Annotated in this window: 16 protein-coding genes; 2 read left to right on the forward strand and 14 right to left on the reverse strand. The window is 51.7% G+C overall.

Features of this window, described 5'->3' with window-relative positions; all coding sequences use genetic code 11:
* Positions 1 to 27 precede the first annotated feature (27 nt).
* The 10 genes from BOW06_RS02395 to BOW06_RS02440 all read right to left on the reverse strand — a co-directional run bounded on the left by BOW06_RS02395 (position 28) and on the right by BOW06_RS02440 (position 10,023).
* Positions 28 to 282, reverse strand: a complete 255-nt coding sequence (locus BOW06_RS02395) for a YfhL family 4Fe-4S dicluster ferredoxin (RefSeq protein WP_043116968.1) — start codon at positions 280 to 282, stop codon at positions 28 to 30.
* 21 nt (positions 283 to 303) lie between these two features.
* Entirely contained in the window at positions 304 to 792 is a 489-nt protein-coding gene (gene coaD / locus BOW06_RS02400; protein WP_043116969.1) for a pantetheine-phosphate adenylyltransferase, read from the reverse strand.
* A gap of 85 nt (positions 793 to 877) precedes the next feature.
* Positions 878 to 1,201 carry a 4a-hydroxytetrahydrobiopterin dehydratase gene (locus tag BOW06_RS02405; RefSeq protein ID WP_052132132.1) on the reverse strand — a complete coding sequence of 108 codons (324 nt, stop codon included), beginning with the start codon at positions 1,199 to 1,201 and terminating at the stop codon, positions 878 to 880.
* On the reverse strand, positions 1,198 to 2,997 hold the full coding sequence (locus BOW06_RS02410) for a thioredoxin domain-containing protein (protein ID WP_052132133.1): 1,800 nt from the start codon (positions 2,995 to 2,997) through the stop codon (positions 1,198 to 1,200). Before BOW06_RS02410 ends, BOW06_RS02405 begins: the two co-directional genes overlap by 4 nt.
* Before the next feature lie 211 nt (positions 2,998 to 3,208).
* Positions 3,209 to 3,793 carry a DUF3501 family protein gene (locus BOW06_RS02415; protein ID WP_043116970.1) on the reverse strand — a complete coding sequence of 195 codons (585 nt, stop codon included), beginning with the start codon at positions 3,791 to 3,793 and terminating at the stop codon, positions 3,209 to 3,211.
* Between the two features lie 71 nt (positions 3,794 to 3,864).
* Positions 3,865 to 5,187, reverse strand: coding sequence for a heterodisulfide reductase-related iron-sulfur binding cluster (locus BOW06_RS02420; protein ID WP_043116972.1), 1,323 nt, complete (start codon positions 5,185 to 5,187; stop codon positions 3,865 to 3,867).
* A 76-nt stretch (positions 5,188 to 5,263) separates the two neighbouring features.
* Complete coding sequence (locus tag BOW06_RS02425; protein WP_043117790.1) at positions 5,264 to 5,683, reverse strand: rubrerythrin family protein; 420 nt, start codon at positions 5,681 to 5,683, stop codon at positions 5,264 to 5,266.
* Between the two features lie 264 nt (positions 5,684 to 5,947).
* Positions 5,948 to 7,783, reverse strand: coding sequence for an AAA family ATPase (locus BOW06_RS02430; RefSeq protein ID WP_078453057.1), 1,836 nt, complete (start codon positions 7,781 to 7,783; stop codon positions 5,948 to 5,950).
* The gene (locus tag BOW06_RS02435; protein ID WP_043116976.1) at positions 7,780 to 8,010 is read right to left on the reverse strand and encodes a hypothetical protein; all 231 of its coding nucleotides are present in this window, start codon (positions 8,008 to 8,010) and stop codon (positions 7,780 to 7,782) included. Before BOW06_RS02435 ends, BOW06_RS02430 begins: the two co-directional genes overlap by 4 nt.
* A gap of 201 nt (positions 8,011 to 8,211) precedes the next feature.
* Positions 8,212 to 10,023, reverse strand: a complete 1,812-nt coding sequence (locus BOW06_RS02440; protein WP_230209644.1) for a ribonuclease catalytic domain-containing protein — start codon at positions 10,021 to 10,023, stop codon at positions 8,212 to 8,214.
* 65 nt (positions 10,024 to 10,088) lie between these two features.
* Between BOW06_RS02440 and BOW06_RS02445 the strand changes: the two genes are divergently transcribed.
* Both BOW06_RS02445 and ygfZ read left to right on the forward strand, forming a co-directional pair.
* Positions 10,089 to 10,625 (forward strand): hypothetical protein, encoded by a 537-nt coding sequence (locus BOW06_RS02445; protein ID WP_052132135.1) that lies wholly within the window; start codon positions 10,089 to 10,091, stop codon positions 10,623 to 10,625.
* Positions 10,626 to 10,722: 97 nt separating this feature from the next.
* Positions 10,723 to 11,661, forward strand: a complete 939-nt coding sequence (ygfZ, locus tag BOW06_RS02450; RefSeq protein ID WP_043116978.1) for a CAF17-like 4Fe-4S cluster assembly/insertion protein YgfZ — start codon at positions 10,723 to 10,725, stop codon at positions 11,659 to 11,661.
* 132 nt (positions 11,662 to 11,793) lie between these two features.
* On the opposite strand, the gene BOW06_RS02455 is transcribed toward ygfZ, so the two are convergent.
* The 4 genes from BOW06_RS02455 to pheA all read right to left on the reverse strand — a co-directional run bounded on the left by BOW06_RS02455 (position 11,794) and on the right by pheA (position 15,926).
* Positions 11,794 to 12,651, reverse strand: coding sequence for a Tll0287-like domain-containing protein (locus tag BOW06_RS02455; protein ID WP_230209645.1), 858 nt, complete (start codon positions 12,649 to 12,651; stop codon positions 11,794 to 11,796).
* Positions 12,652 to 12,810: 159 nt separating this feature from the next.
* The gene (locus BOW06_RS02460) at positions 12,811 to 13,707 is read right to left on the reverse strand and encodes a prephenate dehydrogenase (RefSeq protein ID WP_043116979.1); all 897 of its coding nucleotides are present in this window, start codon (positions 13,705 to 13,707) and stop codon (positions 12,811 to 12,813) included.
* A 2-nt stretch (positions 13,708 to 13,709) separates the two neighbouring features.
* On the reverse strand, positions 13,710 to 14,831 hold the full coding sequence (gene hisC, locus BOW06_RS02465; RefSeq protein ID WP_043116980.1) for a histidinol-phosphate transaminase: 1,122 nt from the start codon (positions 14,829 to 14,831) through the stop codon (positions 13,710 to 13,712).
* 6 nt (positions 14,832 to 14,837) lie between these two features.
* The gene (gene pheA, locus BOW06_RS02470) at positions 14,838 to 15,926 is read right to left on the reverse strand and encodes a prephenate dehydratase (RefSeq protein ID WP_179115091.1); all 1,089 of its coding nucleotides are present in this window, start codon (positions 15,924 to 15,926) and stop codon (positions 14,838 to 14,840) included.

A 15,926-nucleotide genomic window follows, 5' to 3' on the forward strand; every position in this document is an offset into this window, starting at 1 on the left:
GAGAAGTCACTCTGCCGCACTCGATAATCAGGCGCTTTCTGCAGTAATTCGCTCGTACTTGGCCATCAGCTCTTCCTGGCTCTCAACATGATCTGGATCATGCGGGATACAGTCAACCGGGCAAACTTCAACACACTGCGAGGTTTCATAATGACCAACACACTCGGTGCAGAGATCAGGATCGATTTCATAGATCTCATCGCCCTGGTAGATTGCACCGTTAGGGCATTCAGGTTCACACACATCGCAGTTGATGCATTCATCAGTAATAATCAGTGCCATCGAAGTTCTCTCTTGTAAAATTTACTCGGTTTCAATTGAATATTTATCTTTCAAAGCCGCTTCCACAACCGGATGGACAAGGCTTGAAACATCACCACCATGTGCCGCGACATTTCGTACCAGGCTTGAGGAGGTGAAAGTGTATCTCTCTGCCGGTGTCAGAAACATGGTCTCTATTTCCGGCGCCAGACGGCGGTTCATTCCCGCCAACTGGAATTCATGTTCGAAATCTGAAACTGCCCGCAAGCCACGCAGGATAACCTCGGCACCTTCCGTCTTGGCCAAGTCCACCAGCAATCCACTGAATGACTTGACTTCAACGCTGTCGAATTCAGCCAGAACTGTTTTTGCAAGCTCAACCCGTCTGTCGAGCGTACATGCGGGCTCTTTGCCGGCATTCAAGGCCACTGCGACAACGACCTTGTCAAACAGCCTGGTTGCGCGCCTGACAATATCTGTGTGTCCGTTGGTTATCGGGTCGAAAGTCCCGGGATAAATCGCTGTTATCATCGAAAATCGTCCATTTTCAGGAGCGGCTATTTTAGCCTAAAAATGATGCTGCGTCCTGAGGTACCTCTGCCCTATTCCCTCTGACTTAGTCAGCGAATCTGGCTGCAATCGCACTGATCTCTCTTGCCAGCTCGAAATCAAGACCAGTAATTGTGCCAATCTCGTGGGTGGTCAGCTGTATATCGACAGTTTTATAGACGTTGCTCCACTCCGGGTGATGATTCATGCGCTCTGCAACCAGCGCAACCTGGGTCATAAAACCGAATGCAGTGACAAAATCACTGAATTGATAGCGGTTCTCCAGCGTCTGCCCCACGATTGTCCATTCACCCGTCTCATCATTCAGGGCAAGCAGTGCTGCCTCTATATCGTCAGAGTGCATTGGTTGGGTGTGATCACTCGTCGTCATGGTTTTGCCTCCGTAGTGAATTGTCGCGCCGCTAACAGGTGTCCCGGATACCAGAATGGTTCATTTGCAATCGCTGTCAGTTGCCTGCTGTATGCCCGCTGAAGTGATTTATCGTTACCACCAAGTGATATCAGGACAGCAGCCGGTGACGGCATCGGTGCCCCCTGGAGAGCGCCAGCACCACCCGGGGCCGGAATCAGCATTGCATCACTTGCATGCCATCCTGCACTATCAAAATAGCGTGACCATGCCACCTCGGCTATTTTATCGGATTTTTCACTGAATTCATTAATATTACTCAATTTCCACGCCTTTTTAAGCCCTTCAGCAACGTAGGCATAATCTGCCAGTGCCGCACTTCCTACTGGTGTCGATCCATCCATGGAACGGGATAAGTTTTCACCATCCCAGGAACGCAACAGCCAACGAGCAAGGCTCACTGCTGCATTTGAATAACGTCTCTCACCGGTCAGCAGTCCAAGTTCGCTGAAGGCAGAGAGCATCAGGCCGTTCCATGCTGTCAATTGCTTGTTGTCCTCGGGCGGGGAATTTCTGCGTCGCTCACCAAGCAGACGCTGCCTGACCCGCTCCTGCAATCGCAAGGCTTCGTCTTCACCTATCTCCAGCTGTGATGCAACCGCCTCAATCGTCAGTAGCTCTGTTGGTAACTGTTCATCACTCCCTGCTGTCTCCAGTCCCCAGCGTTGCGCTGCAAATTTTTTCTCATCTTCATTGAGAAGAGTCGAAAGCTTGTCTGCACTCCACAGGTAGCTACCCCCTTCCACGTCGTGTTGATCAACAGCAGAGAGGCTGGAGATGTAACCACCACTGCGCCCACGCATAGACTTCAGCACAAAATCAGCGGTTTCAGTTGCGATCTGGATATAGTCCGGACGTTCCAGGCGTTTAGCTGCAAGCAGGTAAAGGCGAACCATCTGCGCCTGCGTATAGAGCATCTTCTCGTAGTGCGGTATTTTCCATGCCGGATCGATGGTGTAGCGGAAAAAACCACCTGCAAGATGGTCACGTAATCCCTGCTGTACCATCTGGTCAAGTGTCAGCTCAAGAAATTCTGCGAGATGCGTATCCTTCCTGGTGGTATTCACAGTCAGCAGAGCCGTTAACTGCGGTGCCATCGGAAATTGATTCTGCTGGCCAAACCCACCCTGCAGTTCGTTCGCCAACGACATGGCATCATGAATAAAGCGGGTCTCGACACTCTTTACAGTAATATCCCCTGCCGGCTGCTCTTCACCTGCGAGATACATCTGCTCATAAGCCTCGCGTGCAAGTTTTTTAAGTTGCAACGACTCCTGCTGCCAGCGCGCATCAATCCGTGTCAGTGCAGTCATTAGCTGCTTACGCGGTGCGTAGGTAAAACCTGTCACCGGATAACCTTCAGGAGTCATGATGACATGCAGCGGCCAACCTCCGGCACCCCTGGTGCGTTCAACAAAATTGATCAGGTAACTATCCAGGGCAGGTTCCAGTTCACGATCAATCTTCACCGGAATGAACAAGCTGTTGATGAGCTTTGCTACTTCGTCGTTGACAAAACTCTCGCGGTGCATGACATGACACCAGTGACAGGAGAAGTATCCGCTGGAGATAAACAGGGGCTTGTTGCTCTTGCGTGCTGCATCCAAGGCCTGCTGTCCCCATGGATGCCAGTCAATTGGATCATCTCCATGCAGCGCCAGGTATGGTGAGGAATGACCCTTAAGTTGATTTGCCTGCAGTGCAGATGAGAGCAGCAGCAAGCTTGCAGCAATAGTGATAACGATTTTGTATTTCATACTGCAAGCTTACTGCAAGATGGCTTGTGGGAATACCGGGTCGAGTGTAGTGGTTAGTTCGTCATCCCTGGCTTGAACCGGAATCTGGCCATTGTGCAGCATTCAGATCCCCGCATTCGACCGCCATGGATGGCGGAAGTGTCAGTGTTGCAGGAGCAAAACACTGACCGCGGGGATGACGAAGCAACAGCAGGCAGCGACTATAAAATTATCAGTCGAGATCTTCGCTCAATGAATCACGGATATTGGCAGGAATCGGTGAAACTGAAATATTGTAGTGATCATGATCAATGCCGCCGTTGATAGCTGCACCCTGCTTGGCGGCTGCTGCCATCTCGGGGGTCAGTTCGAAACGCATGAAGTGCACGGCAGAGGTCTTGTCGGCCTCGGTACGCTCAAGATCTTCATCGGCAATTGCATACACCTTGTCGAAACCCTCAACTTGCATCCAGGTCTTGTCCTCGATACCAACCAGTTTCTCGAGTGCCTTGCGGCGCTCCTCGACATCACCATACTCAATCATGAAGGTTGCTTTCCAGTTGCAACCATCCGGAACCAGGGGGTTGTAGGCATCAAGCTCTTCCTCGATACCCGCCTTCTCGAAGATTTTCTCGATGCGCAGCATCTCCTGTACCTGGTATTTCATGGTCAGGTAATCTTCAAAATAGAGTGTGGCGTGCTCACCGATCGCGAGCGCGCGGTTTTTCTTGTGTTGCAGTACCTCTGCCCTGAAAGTCGGACGGGCTTCTGCGTATTCTTCAAGTGAGTAGAGTGTTTCGCGGGATAATTTTTGCATCAGTATTCAGTCGTGGGTAATTGATAGTCTATACACCGGAACTCCTGCAGGAGCCCCGGCGTCTCTACATGTCAGATTCCGTATGCCTTACGGATCAGTGAAATCGGATGTTCCGGATCACCATCGTCAGCAAGCGTATTTGAAATGTGTTGTGCCGCCATGACACAGTCCGAGGTGTAATGATCCGCCTCTGACTGGGTGACCTTTTTGGCGACCGGACGCGCGATTTTCATCGATACGTCATGAAACTCTTTCTTCACTGCATATGTGCCATCATGTCCGGAACAACGCTCAATGGTATCGACTGATGTATCCGGAATCAGCTCCAGCAGTTCACGTGTCTTGGGACCGATACGCTGTACACGCTGATGACAGGCAACATGCCAGGCAACTTTTCCCAGCGGCTGTTTGAAATCTGTTTTCAGCTTGCCGTGCTTGTGGCGCAGCATGAGATACTCGAACGGGTCAAACATCGCTTCTGCAACTTTTGCGACATCCGCATCATCAGGAAACATCAACGGCAGTTCCTGTTTGAACATCAATACACATGAGGGCACTGGTGCGACCAGGTCCCAGCCTGCATCGACCATTTTTACCATTGCCGGGATATTCACCTCTTTGGCAGCAGCAACCGCCTCGAGATCACCAAGCTCAAGCTTCGGCATTCCGCAGCACTGCTCTTTTTCAAGCAGGGTAACCGGAATCTCATTATGTTCAAATACGGCTTTCAGATCCTCACCGCTTGAAGGCGCATTGTAGTTACCGTAACAGGTAGCGAAAAGTGCAACCTTACCCTTTGTCGGACCGGCCTCTTCGCCTTGCGCCGAATCATTTTTCGAGAGGCGCTTGCGTAGGGTTGAACTGTGATATTCAGGCAGTTTCGCGCGAGCATCAACACCCAGGGTGTTTTCTATCAGCTTGCGCGTTGAGCTGTTTTTGTTAACGGAGTTAACAATACCGGCAACAACAGGGATACCGGCAAGTTTTCCGATCGTGTCGGTACTTGAGAGCAGTTTGTCACGGAATGTGGCACCCTCCTCACGGAACTTGACTGCCTTGGCACGCAGCATGACGTGCGGAAAATCAAGATCCCATTCGTGCGGGGGAACGTAGGGACACTTGGTCAGGAAGCAGAGATCACACAGGTAGCAGTGATCAACAACCTTCCAGTAATCATCCTTGGCAACGCCATCAACCTCGAAGGTATCTGATTCATCAACCAGGTCAAAGAGTGTCGGAAACGCATGACACAGGCTGACACAGCGTCGACAGCCGTGGCATATATCATAGACGCGCTCCAGCTCTTTAAAGAGATCTTCCTTATCGTAGAACTTCTCATCCTGCCAATTCAGCGGGTGGCGTGTTGGCGCCTCAAGGCTTCCCTCGCGTGACATCGTATCGACCTCGCACAATATAAATTCTGTATTTATGGAGGCTCCTCACCAGTAAGGTGAGGAGCACTTCAATGGATTAACCGTCGAGGTTATCCAGTGCTTTCTGGAAGCGGTTAGCGTGTGAACGCTCGGCTTTCGCAAGGGTTTCGAACCAGTCAGCAATTTCGTCGTGACCTTCGTCACGTGCATCTTTTGCCATACCCGGATACATATCAGTGTACTCGTGAGTCTCACCGGCGATTGAAGCCTTCAGGTTGTCAGAAGTGCTACCGATTGGCAGACCGGTTGCCGGATCACCAACCTCTTCGAGGTACTCAAGGTGGCCGTGTGCGTGACCTGTTTCGCCTTCCGCAGTTGAACGGAATACAGCTGCAACATCGTTGTAACCCTCGATGTCGGCTTTTGATGCGAAGTAGAGATAACGACGGTTTGCCTGGGACTCACCGGCGAAGGCGTCCTTCAGGTGCTGTTCTGTCTTTGAACCTTTCAGTGACATAACTTGTTCCTCGATTGTTTTATTGTGATTAATCATCCAGAACCACTCTGGATACCCATGAATATGTCGCCCTGTTGATATTCTGCAAATCGCGATTGAAAACCGGACTTAAATCAGGGACAGAAGTAAGTTTACCCCTTATGAAAATTATTTTAATTGATTATCTTAACGCAACCGATAGTTATTATTTATTCATGCGGAAATGAAAACGCATGAACACCGGCAGCGATGTTCATACGTCAATCTGTGGCCCTGAAAAGAGAATCAGGCGATGAGTTCAGTCGCCGTGCGGTCGATTTCGATACACATGGCGAATTGCTGCGGATGTTCGGCAAATTCCTGTGCAATAACAAATATTTGTGGCAACTGTCTAAAGCCAGTTAGACCATTGAGTCCAGCCTGCGTACGCTCTGCATCAAAGAATGCAAAAGGCTCATCGAGGAACAGGAACTGGTCACCCTTGACGCAATCGCGAGCCAGGGCCTGGGAGATGACGAGACGCACCGACAAAAGAATCTGGCGCTGTGTTCCACTCGAAACCTCATCAAAAACCATGAAGTCACCCTTCTCCGTCGACAGCACCTCGACATTCAGATTATCGTCGAGCTTGATGTGCTCATAACGACCCTGGGTCAGCATCGGCAGCAGCTGGGCTGTGCGCTCGCGGACTTCACGATTGAAAGCAGTGGCAAGATTCTCTGTTGCACCATCAAGGAGTGAGATCGCCGTCTTCAGTACCTTGAGCTGATGATTACTGTGCTCGAGAGCCTGCTCGTGGCCACCCTGCTCAAAGCGCAGACCATCAACAATCTTGGTGCGCTGCTCTTCCTTGTTGATCTGCTCTACCATTTCTGCAGCGAGTTCCGACTCTGCCTTGCTGACCTCGTTCAACCAGGTCACCTCAAGCTCGGACGCCTCACGTATATTGTCGATCTTTGCCTGTTGGCGCGCCATCTTGTGGCGCAGGTTTTGCGCCTCTGCATCGTCGATGGCCACGTCGATCGCACTGGCCGGAATATCGAGAAGAGCGAGATCATATCCACTTGCACGATGTTGCTGAACCTTTTCAAGCCCTTCCAGGTAGCCACTGGTCACGACAGAGAAATGCGCAATGCGGTATTTCGCCGTCATTTCCCGAATCCACAGGATAAATGCAATCAGGCCGAGACCTGCAGCTGCAAAAACCAGGTATTGATAGTGACCTGAACCAAGCTGAACACTCTGCTTCAATTGCTCGGCAACACCAGTCACCATCTCGTTACTGCCAAGGTAGGCAAGCGCAAACCAGAGGAGAGCGGCAACTGCACCGGGTAAAAGGAAAGCCATCTGCAGCAAGCGACTGCGGAATCTCGCTCCGATTGCCTGCTTGTATTTTTCCAGCTCAACCAGGTAAGCAGCACTCTTCTGACCAAGATCGATCGCCTGTTGCTGACATCTCGTTGTCGACTCCAGCAACGCACCGCGGCGCTTCTGCATTTCCTCGAGTTGTCCGGGTACGACACCGAGTGCTTCGATCTCTCCCTGCAGGCGAATATGGTTATCGTCAGCCTCGACCATGATGCCTTTATGGCGTTCGATCTCGTTTTGAAATTCGTCACGCAGCTGCTCCAGCGGCAATACACCTGCTATCGACTTGACCGCGTCACTGTGAGGATGCGGAGCAGAAATCTCGCGCTGTGCAAGATAGAAGGATTCAACATACTCGGGATAACCGAGTCCGATCAACTGCTGGATCATTGCAGTGACGGTATCGTTACCGCGTGCCAGGATGTTATCCGGATCTGATGTCTTGACCAGGCGTGCACCCTGCGTCAGGTTTTTGTCGATATGACGTGTCACTTCGTATTCAGTGCCATCGCCGACAACGAATCCGAGTGTCACCTGGCATGCGTTCTCACCCCAGCGGATAATTTTTGTCAGGTGATCTTCATCGAGAGAGAAAGTACGTCCGAAGAGTGCGTAACAGATGGTCTCGCCGATGGTACTTTTTCCAGATTCATTCGAGCCACTGATACCGATAAGGCCCAGGCGCGGGAGATCATCGAGTTGCAGACGGGCATACTTGAGAACATTCTCCGCCCGCAGGTGAGTAATAATCAAAGCACGTCCTCCACCAGCATACTGCGCAGACGATGCACCGTCATATCCACAGCCTCATCAAAGAGGCGGACATTAAATTCGTTATCGGTGCTCATCAAGTGCTCTTTTTCCTGTGACGCGTGATGAAGAAAGGCATTGATCTCTTTCGGATTATCCTGTTCTGAAGAGACGCCGTACAAGGTAGCAAGCGTCTCTTTAAGCGACTTTTCGGATTGATCCTGATCCATTTTTTCTTCTCCGGATTGCACTAAATGGGGGAATATTATAAATCATTAATACACTGCTTTTCCCGGAATTTACTTGCGGAAAGAAAATCCCTGCTAAATGATGCCCTTACCTCCGGATTGCAGCCTGAATCAAGCACAGCAGATTCGAAAGTCAGAACAGATTTCAGGTAAGAGTTGCCTGCCACTGTCAACTTGCAGGAGCTATCCCAGGATCCGGAAACGCGCCTCAAGATCACTGATATTGATGGAATCCACGGCAAGCCTGACCTGCTGGTCAAGTTCAAGACCGGCAACACGGCGCTGCTTCATCTCGAGCGCCAGCTGCGGAATAATCAGCGTCATCTTTCGTTCATCCAGCTCTGCAACGACTGCTTCACCCTGCCACTCCCGGTTACGATGCAAATAGAGCAGTTTCCAGTGTTGATTGGAGAGCCGCTCACCCTTGCGAATCAACCTGCTGGCAGATTCGGCAATCGACAGGCGCTCACTCACCTGTGACTCATCAAGTAGCGTGTCTCCTCTTAGCCAGGCATGCAGTTGCTGATGCGCAAGCAGGTCGGGATAACGTCGCAGAGGACTGGTCGTGCGCGTGTAATGTGGCAGGCCGAGACCGAAATGCGGTGCGGGCTCAACTGTACCGCGGGACGGCTTGAACATGCGCCGGTAGGCAAATGTTTCACTCATCGTCTGTGGCTGGCGCACTTCGTCAGGCTCAGGCTGGCTCGCGAAAGGAATCGCAATCGTGTGCTCCTGGGCATACTTGGCCACTGCCTCACCTGCGGCAAGCATCGCTTCTGTCACCAGTTGTCGGCTGCCTCCCCTCTGGTAAGGCTGAATGACTATTTCATCATCGATGACGCGAACATTGACCTCGGGCAGATCCAGCGTGGCAGCACCTGCCTGCAACCTGCGTGCAGCAATCCTGTCTGTCAGCACCTTCAAACCGGCAAGATTGCCATCCAGTTCATGATCAGCGGCATCGTAGCTGGTGCGTGTCACTCTAACCAGGCTGGTCTCAATGCGAATATCATCCAGTTCGCCAGCATCATCGACGATGAAGCTGATACTGAGTGCGGGACTGGTCTCCTGCAGACCAAGACCAAGCTGCTGTGTCATGGCGTGCGGCAGCATGTGAATAACGCGGTCCGGTAGATAGAGGTTTGCCCCACGGCTACGCGCCTCTTCATCGAGGTTGGAACCCGGCTGAACAATCGCCGCTGCATCGGCGACATGTACATAGAGCCGGTCACCATCAAGACTGATGGCATCATCAGGATCCTGGCTACCAGCATCATCGATTGCCCAGGCAATTAAATCGCGAAGATCTGTACGCTGCGGTTCAGCCGGGTCATCGAAATCAAGCAGGTTGTCGTCAAGGCTAATACCATGACGGCGTGGATGCGGGTTGTACTCTTCGCTCCAGTAACCAATCTGAACCAGCAAACGGTGTGCATTGGCCGGTGTTACCGACAGGTCAATTGCATCGAGAATTCGGCTCTTGTCAGATTCTGCATGTGCAACCCGCTCAACCTCGACAAGTGCGGGCCTGTCACTCTCTGCCATCTGCCTCTTCTTCAGGCGTTCCAGCATCTCTTCCCAGTCAGCCTTCTCTCGTGCCTTGGCATCACGCTTGGCAATATCCTCTTCGACCAGCTCTGCCGGCCTGGCCTTGACGGCATCCGCTTCGCCGCTGAAATAGAGACCTTCATTGAGAAGCTGCCAGGCGCCCCATGCCGAAGCAGGCGTAAACTCGCCGTAGAGCAGGTCGGTAAAATCCTCAAAAGGAAGCGCTTCATCGAGCAGCAGCTCGCGTGCATCATCAAGTCCGGGGGCATCGGCGACGCCACCCGGTAATACTGAAACAGGTCCCGGATGCAGTGGCGTCACATCTTTTTCACGCACGCGTTTGCTTCCACCATCGTATTCAATATCGATTTTATCGCTGATTGCGCGCACTACTGCTGGCCGGCTCTTGTAAAGCACCAGGCCGTTTGTCTGTATTTTTTGTCCCACGGGGCTCACGAATTGAGTCACTAATACCTTATGATACCTTTCTACCCGACCGGATTGACGGATTTATGACAAAAAAGATTCATTTCATCGATAAACTACTCTACAGGTTCACTGGCCTTTTGCGCTGTCGCATCATTCGCGGCAACCATGGTGAACCCTACCTAGAACGCTATCACCTGTTCCGTCTGCCTGGTGGTGGTGGCGCCTATATCCACCGTTTTCTTGCCAGTGATCCGGATCGCGGTCTTCACGACCACCCATGGGATAAAGCTATTGGAATGGTGTTGGCTGGCGGATACACGGAAGAGCGTCTGGACGAGAACAAGGTGGTGACACGCAGCCTCGGGCCCGGTGCTATCAACAGGATCACCGCCACGGATTTCCATCGTGTCGTGCTGCCACACCAGCGCGAGGCATGGACCTTTTTTGCTCACAGCAAAAAGCACAAGGACTGGGGCTTTCTGACAAATATTGGTAATAGCCAAGAGAGTTTCACACCGCATGAATCAGTCAACAGCGAGGGTTCACATGAGAACTGGTGGATCAATGCTGCTCGTGGTCGCAACAGCGAACGTGAGCCCCTGCTACCGCGCCAGCAATAGCGGGATTCAAAAGCAGGCTAAATGTACGCTTGAAAAACTCTCACGCATCACCATACTGAGTTAAAATCGAGTCAACAGTTTTTCAATACGGGCAACCATGAGCAACATACAACTACACGAACTGAAACACCTCGCCATCCTCATCATCGAGGGAGAAGAGCGTGAAACCTTCCTGCAGGGACAGCTGACAAATGATGTTCGTGAGGTTACCCAGGGAGAGAGCCAACTGACCGGCATCTGCACACCCAAGGGACGCATGCTCGCCAACATGCGCATGTTTCCAGGTGACAGTCGCTACTACCTGGTTCTGGCAAAAGAGCTTGCAGAAGCGATTCAGAAACGTCTCGGGATGTTTATCTTGCGCTCAAAGGTCACTATCAGTTCCGGCAGTGATGACTATGCCCTTCTCGGTGTTAGCGGTGAAGCTGCAGAGCTTTTGCCGGAAGCTGCACAATTGACACAAGCAGACCAGGCCGTACTTGCCGATGACGGCTGTACCCTTGTTCGTGTCGCAGGTGAATCACCGCGCTACATGATCGTTGGCCCTGCTGATGCCATAGAGGCAAGACGCCAGTCACTACAGGAGTCTGCTGAATCAGCCGATGATGCGACATGGCAACTCGATGATATTCGGGCTGGCTTACCCCTGATTCAAGAGCCGACTGTTGAGGCCTTTGTTCCGCAAATGACCAACATGGGATTGATAAACGGAATCAGTTTCACCAAGGGCTGCTACACGGGACAGGAAGTTGTTGCACGCATGCAGTACCTCGGCAAGTTGAAACGCCGCATGTACCGGGTTGAGATTGATGGCGATTGCCCTGTTCCAGGAACTGATCTCTACGCTCCCGGCAGCCAGTCCAGGCAGGGTGCGGGCAAGATAGTCATGAGTGCTCCTGCCTCTGACGACAAGTGCGAGGCGCTCATTGTGACCGAGGTCAGCAGTGCAGAATCAGGCGATGTACGACTGCTTGATGAAAATGGGCCTGTGCTCAGGTTCCTTGACCTGCCCTACGCTTTTGAAGAGTCAGAGTAAATAATCAATTCTGACCATGGCGATAGAGTGTACCGCCATTCTTACTAATAGATTCAGAAACAGAAAGACCCCGGCAGAACCGGGGTCTCAGATGCAGGCTGAATGCCTGCAAAAGCTATGACTCGTGGCTTATCAAAGAGTCTTCGTTACAACAAATGCACCACGAATATCGCCTTCCTTGTAACCACGGGCATTGTCGTCAGGATAGAGCTCATCAAGTTTCGAAGTGACTTCGTCCTTGATCTCGCTACCGTGACAGTTGAGGCAAACCTTACCAGTCGGAATCGCCTTCATCATGCGGAACTCCTGGCTGCCATCTTCCCGGGTAACGATGGTTTTGAACACCAGCTTGTCGATTGGCTCACCATTGGCAAGACGTGCTTCGAACTCTTCAAGAACTGTCTTGTTCCAACCGGATGCTGCCTGGTCAGGATTACGGTTCTTCAGAGAAACACGGCCCAGGTTGTAACCTGTTTCAGCAGAGATATCACTGGCGATTCCCCCTGCCTTTTCATTACAGACCTGGATTGCATTTGTTGCACCACCAGCTGACATTGCTGCTTTCAGCTCACCCTGCAGGGTCCTTGCGAATTTCTTGATTCCTGCCACAGCTCTTGTGGTATGTGAAACCATCGGGTCATCAACGATGCCTGTTGCAACTGCCATATCGGCTGCAGCAACTTTTGCCTTGTCGACCATTGATGCGGCTTTTTCAGTCGCTTTCTCGACACGTTCGTCACTTTTGACCTTTTCGACCATTTCGCTTGTAGCCTTGACGACATCATCCTTAACGGCAATTGCTGCCTCTTTTGTGGCTTCAGCTGCCTTATCAATCTTTTCAGAGGTTGTAGCTTCAGGTTTTTCAGCCATTGTTGCTGCCGGTGTTTCAGCAGGTGCCGCCTGTTCGGTAGTCTGGGTTGATTCAGGTGCCTGTCCACATGCAGTCAGGGCTACAGCAAGAATCGCAAGTGGAAAAAATGGATGCTTCATATTTTACTCCAGTATGATTATCGGTATTGTTTACAGCCTGTCGGCTGCGCCTGACTTATGTACATCAGGACTTATAAAATCATTCTACCGTTATCTGCACCGTAGTAAATATGATAATTTTTAATTTTCTCGATTGAGAAAGAATACGATTAAAAATAGTTATTCTGTAGGCAGGGGTTCTGCTTGCTGATTCAGACCGTCAACATAACGGTCACGCGCTTGCTTGGCGTTGTCAAATAGCGCCAGGAGCTTCTCTCCATCGCGTGAACGTATCACACTGGCAAGCTCTTTCATCTCCTCTGCATAGTTGTCAACAAGAGTCGATACAGCATCGCTGTTGGCAATACAGATATCCCGCCACATCGCCGGATTGCTCGATGCAATGCGTGTGAAATCACGAAAACCACCTGCTGCATATCGGAAAATATCCTCTGTATCCCCAAGCCTGCTAAGCATATCGACCAGTGCAAAAGCCAGCATATGCGGCAAATGACTGGTTGCTGCAAGAATACGGTCGTGGTCGACCACCAACATGCGCGTCACTTCTGCACCGCAATCTCGCCACATTGTCTCTACGCGTGCAATTGCGCTCTCATCCGTCTGGCTAACAGGTGTCAGGATAATGCGGCGATCCTTGTAGAGCTCGGCAAAAGAGGCCTCGACACCGCTATTTTCCGTACCGGCAATCGGGTGACCAGGCACGAAGTTTGGCAGCGCTTCACCGAACACAGAACTACAGTCCTCAATAACGCTTCCCTTGGCGCTGCCGCCATCTGTCACCACTGCATTGTCTGACAAATGCCCTTTCATCGCTGCAAAAGTGGTCCGCATGGCGCTCAGGGGAACGGCTAGAAAAACCACATCGGCACCTTCAACTGCTTCACCGATATCATGGGTATAACGATCGATCACACCGAGTTCAACGGCTTTCTCAAGGTTTTCCTTACCACGTCCACAGCCTATCACTTCACCGACCACACCCTTCTCTCTCAGGGCACGTGCCAGGGAGCCGCCAATCAGGCCAACACCGATTATCGCGAGACGTTCTATTTTCATCTTCAGAGTACCTCGCGAAGTGCTTCAAGAAGCACCTCGTTTTCATTTCTGCTGCCGATGGTAATGCGCAGATGATTGGGTAACTGGTAATTCGCTACCGGGCGCACGATCACTCCCTTATTCAACAGGGCATCGTAAACTTCACCACCTGGACGCTCAAACTCGACACAGAGGAAATTACCCACCGAGGGAATCGTTTTCAGACCAAGTGCATCAAAGCCTGCTTCGAGCTGCTGCATACCTTCACTGTTTGTCAGGATGCTCTGCTTGAGAAACTCAACGTCTTCGAGCGCCTTCTCAGCAGCGGCGAGTGCCGGCAGGCTAACATTAAAAGGCGCCCTGAGCCTGCCAATAACACCAAGTAAATCAGGCGACGCGATACCGTAACCTACGCGCAGTCCGGCAAGTCCGTAGATTTTAGAGAAGGTACGCGTGACGATCAGGTTGGGATAGTCTGCTATCCACTCGATTCCATCAGGAAAGCGTTCATCTTCGACATATTGCGTATATGCCTCGTCGAGAACCACAACAACATCAGCAGGAATCCTGTCGAGAAACCGTTTCAGCTCGTCTCGTTGCAGCCAGGTGCCGGTCGGATTATTCGGATTAGCGATAAAGATCACGCGGGTATTTTCATCTACCTGGGCCAGCATCGCATCCAGGTCATGACCATAAGGCATCTCGGCATGATCAGCAGGTAGTGGATCGGCAACCTTTGCGGTTGCACCACAGGCCTGCGTATAGATGGCATACATAGCAAAGCTGTGTGCGGAAAAGACCGCGTTAACACCTGGGCTGAGAAAAGCGCGTGCCACCATGTTGAGCACATCACTTGAGCCTGCGCCAAGAATGAAAGCATCTGGGCTGATCGCATGGAATTCTGCGAGGCAGTTCCTCAGCCTGAAACCAGAATCATCCGGATAGAGGTTCACATCACCCACCACCATCTGCGCCTGTGACCAGGCAAGTGGGCTCGGGCCAAGTGGATTTTCGTTCGAAGCGAGCTTGATTGTTTCGACCAGACCTAACTCGCGTTCGAGTTCCTCGATCGGTTTACCGGGAATATAGGGGTGCAGATCGGCAATACCGGGGGCTGCTTTTTCAAGCCAGGTAGTTTCTTTCATGATGTGTCAGAGAACTGCTACGGGGTATGAGCCAAGCACTTTACACATGCCAGCCTCGGTTTCGAGTATTTTCAGTGCTTCAGCAACTTGCGGATCATCGATGTGCCCACAGATATCGACAAAAAAGACATAATCCCAAACGCCACGACGTGACGGGCGAGATTCAATCCGCGACATGCTGATACCCTGCTCTGCAAGTGGTGCCAACAGACGATGCAGGCCACCCGCCTCGTTCTTTGTCGACAGCAGCAGGCTGGTCTTGTTTTGACTGCTCGGCGCCGCCTGCTGTTTACCAATAACGAGGAAGCGCGTGGTATTACCTGGCTCGTCTTCGATATTAGGCGTTGCGATATCCAGCTGGTAGATTGTTGCTGCCTCGGAGCTGGCAATTGCGACATCTTTACCCGACTCGGCAACATGACGTGCCGCCTCGGCATTGCTCGGATAAGGAATCTGCTCAGCATGCGGCAGATTCTGATCAAGCCAGTGCCTGCACTGCCCGAGTGACTGCTGATGACTGTATATTGTTTCTGCCTGTTTCCAGTCATAGCCAGGTGAACACAGCAGGTTATGATGTATGCGCAGGACAACCTCACCGCAAATAACCAGCGGTGAATTGAGAAACATATCCAGCGTGTGGCTGATGACGCCCTCGGTCGAATTTTCGACCGGGACTACGCCGTAATCACATGAACCGGATTCGATCTCGCGGAATACATCGCCAATAGAATTAAATGGAGTCGTGGTGACGGAGTGGCCAAAATGCTTGAGCGCAGCAGCCTGGGTAAAGGTACCGTCAGGACCAAGAAAAGCGATCGACATCGGCTTTTCAAGCGCCAGGCATGCTGACATGATTTCACGGAACAGGCGCGCCATCTCCTCGCCGTCCAGCGGTCCCTGGTTACGCTCCTTGACTGTGCGTAAAACATCCGCCTCGCGCTCAGGACGATAGAAGAGCGCATCATCACCCGAGGCAAGCTTGATACGCGCAACCTCCTGTGCAAGCGCAGCACGCTTGTTGATTCGCGCCTGTATCTCCTCGTCGACTGCATCAATCTGCTGCCGAATTGCGTCGAGTTGCTGTTTTTCCATCAT

The organism is Solemya velum gill symbiont, assembly GCF_002020255.1.
GTDB lineage: Bacteria > Pseudomonadota > Gammaproteobacteria > Chromatiales > Chromatiaceae.

Bases quoted from the DNA above. Each gene is read 5' to 3' on its own strand.
- BOW06_RS02395 (WP_043116968.1), bottom strand. From the start codon at position 282: ATGGCACTGATTATTACTGATGAATGCATCAACTGCGATGTGTGTGAA.
- coaD (WP_043116969.1), bottom strand. From the start codon at position 792: ATGATAACAGCGATTTATCCCGGGACTTTCGACCCGATAACCAACGGA.
- BOW06_RS02405 (WP_052132132.1), bottom strand. From the start codon at position 1,201: ATGACGACGAGTGATCACACCCAACCAATGCACTCTGACGATATAGAG.
- BOW06_RS02410 (WP_052132133.1), bottom strand. From the start codon at position 2,997: ATGAAATACAAAATCGTTATCACTATTGCTGCAAGCTTGCTGCTGCTC.
- BOW06_RS02415 (WP_043116970.1), bottom strand. From the start codon at position 3,793: ATGCAAAAATTATCCCGCGAAACACTCTACTCACTTGAAGAATACGCA.
- BOW06_RS02420 (WP_043116972.1), bottom strand. From the start codon at position 5,187: ATGTCACGCGAGGGAAGCCTTGAGGCGCCAACACGCCACCCGCTGAAT.
- BOW06_RS02425 (WP_043117790.1), bottom strand. From the start codon at position 5,683: ATGTCACTGAAAGGTTCAAAGACAGAACAGCACCTGAAGGACGCCTTC.
- BOW06_RS02435 (WP_043116976.1), bottom strand. From the start codon at position 8,010: ATGGATCAGGATCAATCCGAAAAGTCGCTTAAAGAGACGCTTGCTACC.
- BOW06_RS02445 (WP_052132135.1), top strand. From the start codon at position 10,089: ATGACAAAAAAGATTCATTTCATCGATAAACTACTCTACAGGTTCACT.
- ygfZ (WP_043116978.1), top strand. From the start codon at position 10,723: ATGAGCAACATACAACTACACGAACTGAAACACCTCGCCATCCTCATC.
- BOW06_RS02455 (WP_230209645.1), bottom strand. From the start codon at position 12,651: ATGAAGCATCCATTTTTTCCACTTGCGATTCTTGCTGTAGCCCTGACT.
- BOW06_RS02460 (WP_043116979.1), bottom strand. From the start codon at position 13,707: ATGAAAATAGAACGTCTCGCGATAATCGGTGTTGGCCTGATTGGCGGC.
- hisC (WP_043116980.1), bottom strand. From the start codon at position 14,831: ATGAAAGAAACTACCTGGCTTGAAAAAGCAGCCCCCGGTATTGCCGAT.
- pheA (WP_179115091.1), bottom strand. From the start codon at position 15,926: ATGATGGAAAAACAGCAACTCGACGCAATTCGGCAGCAGATTGATGCA.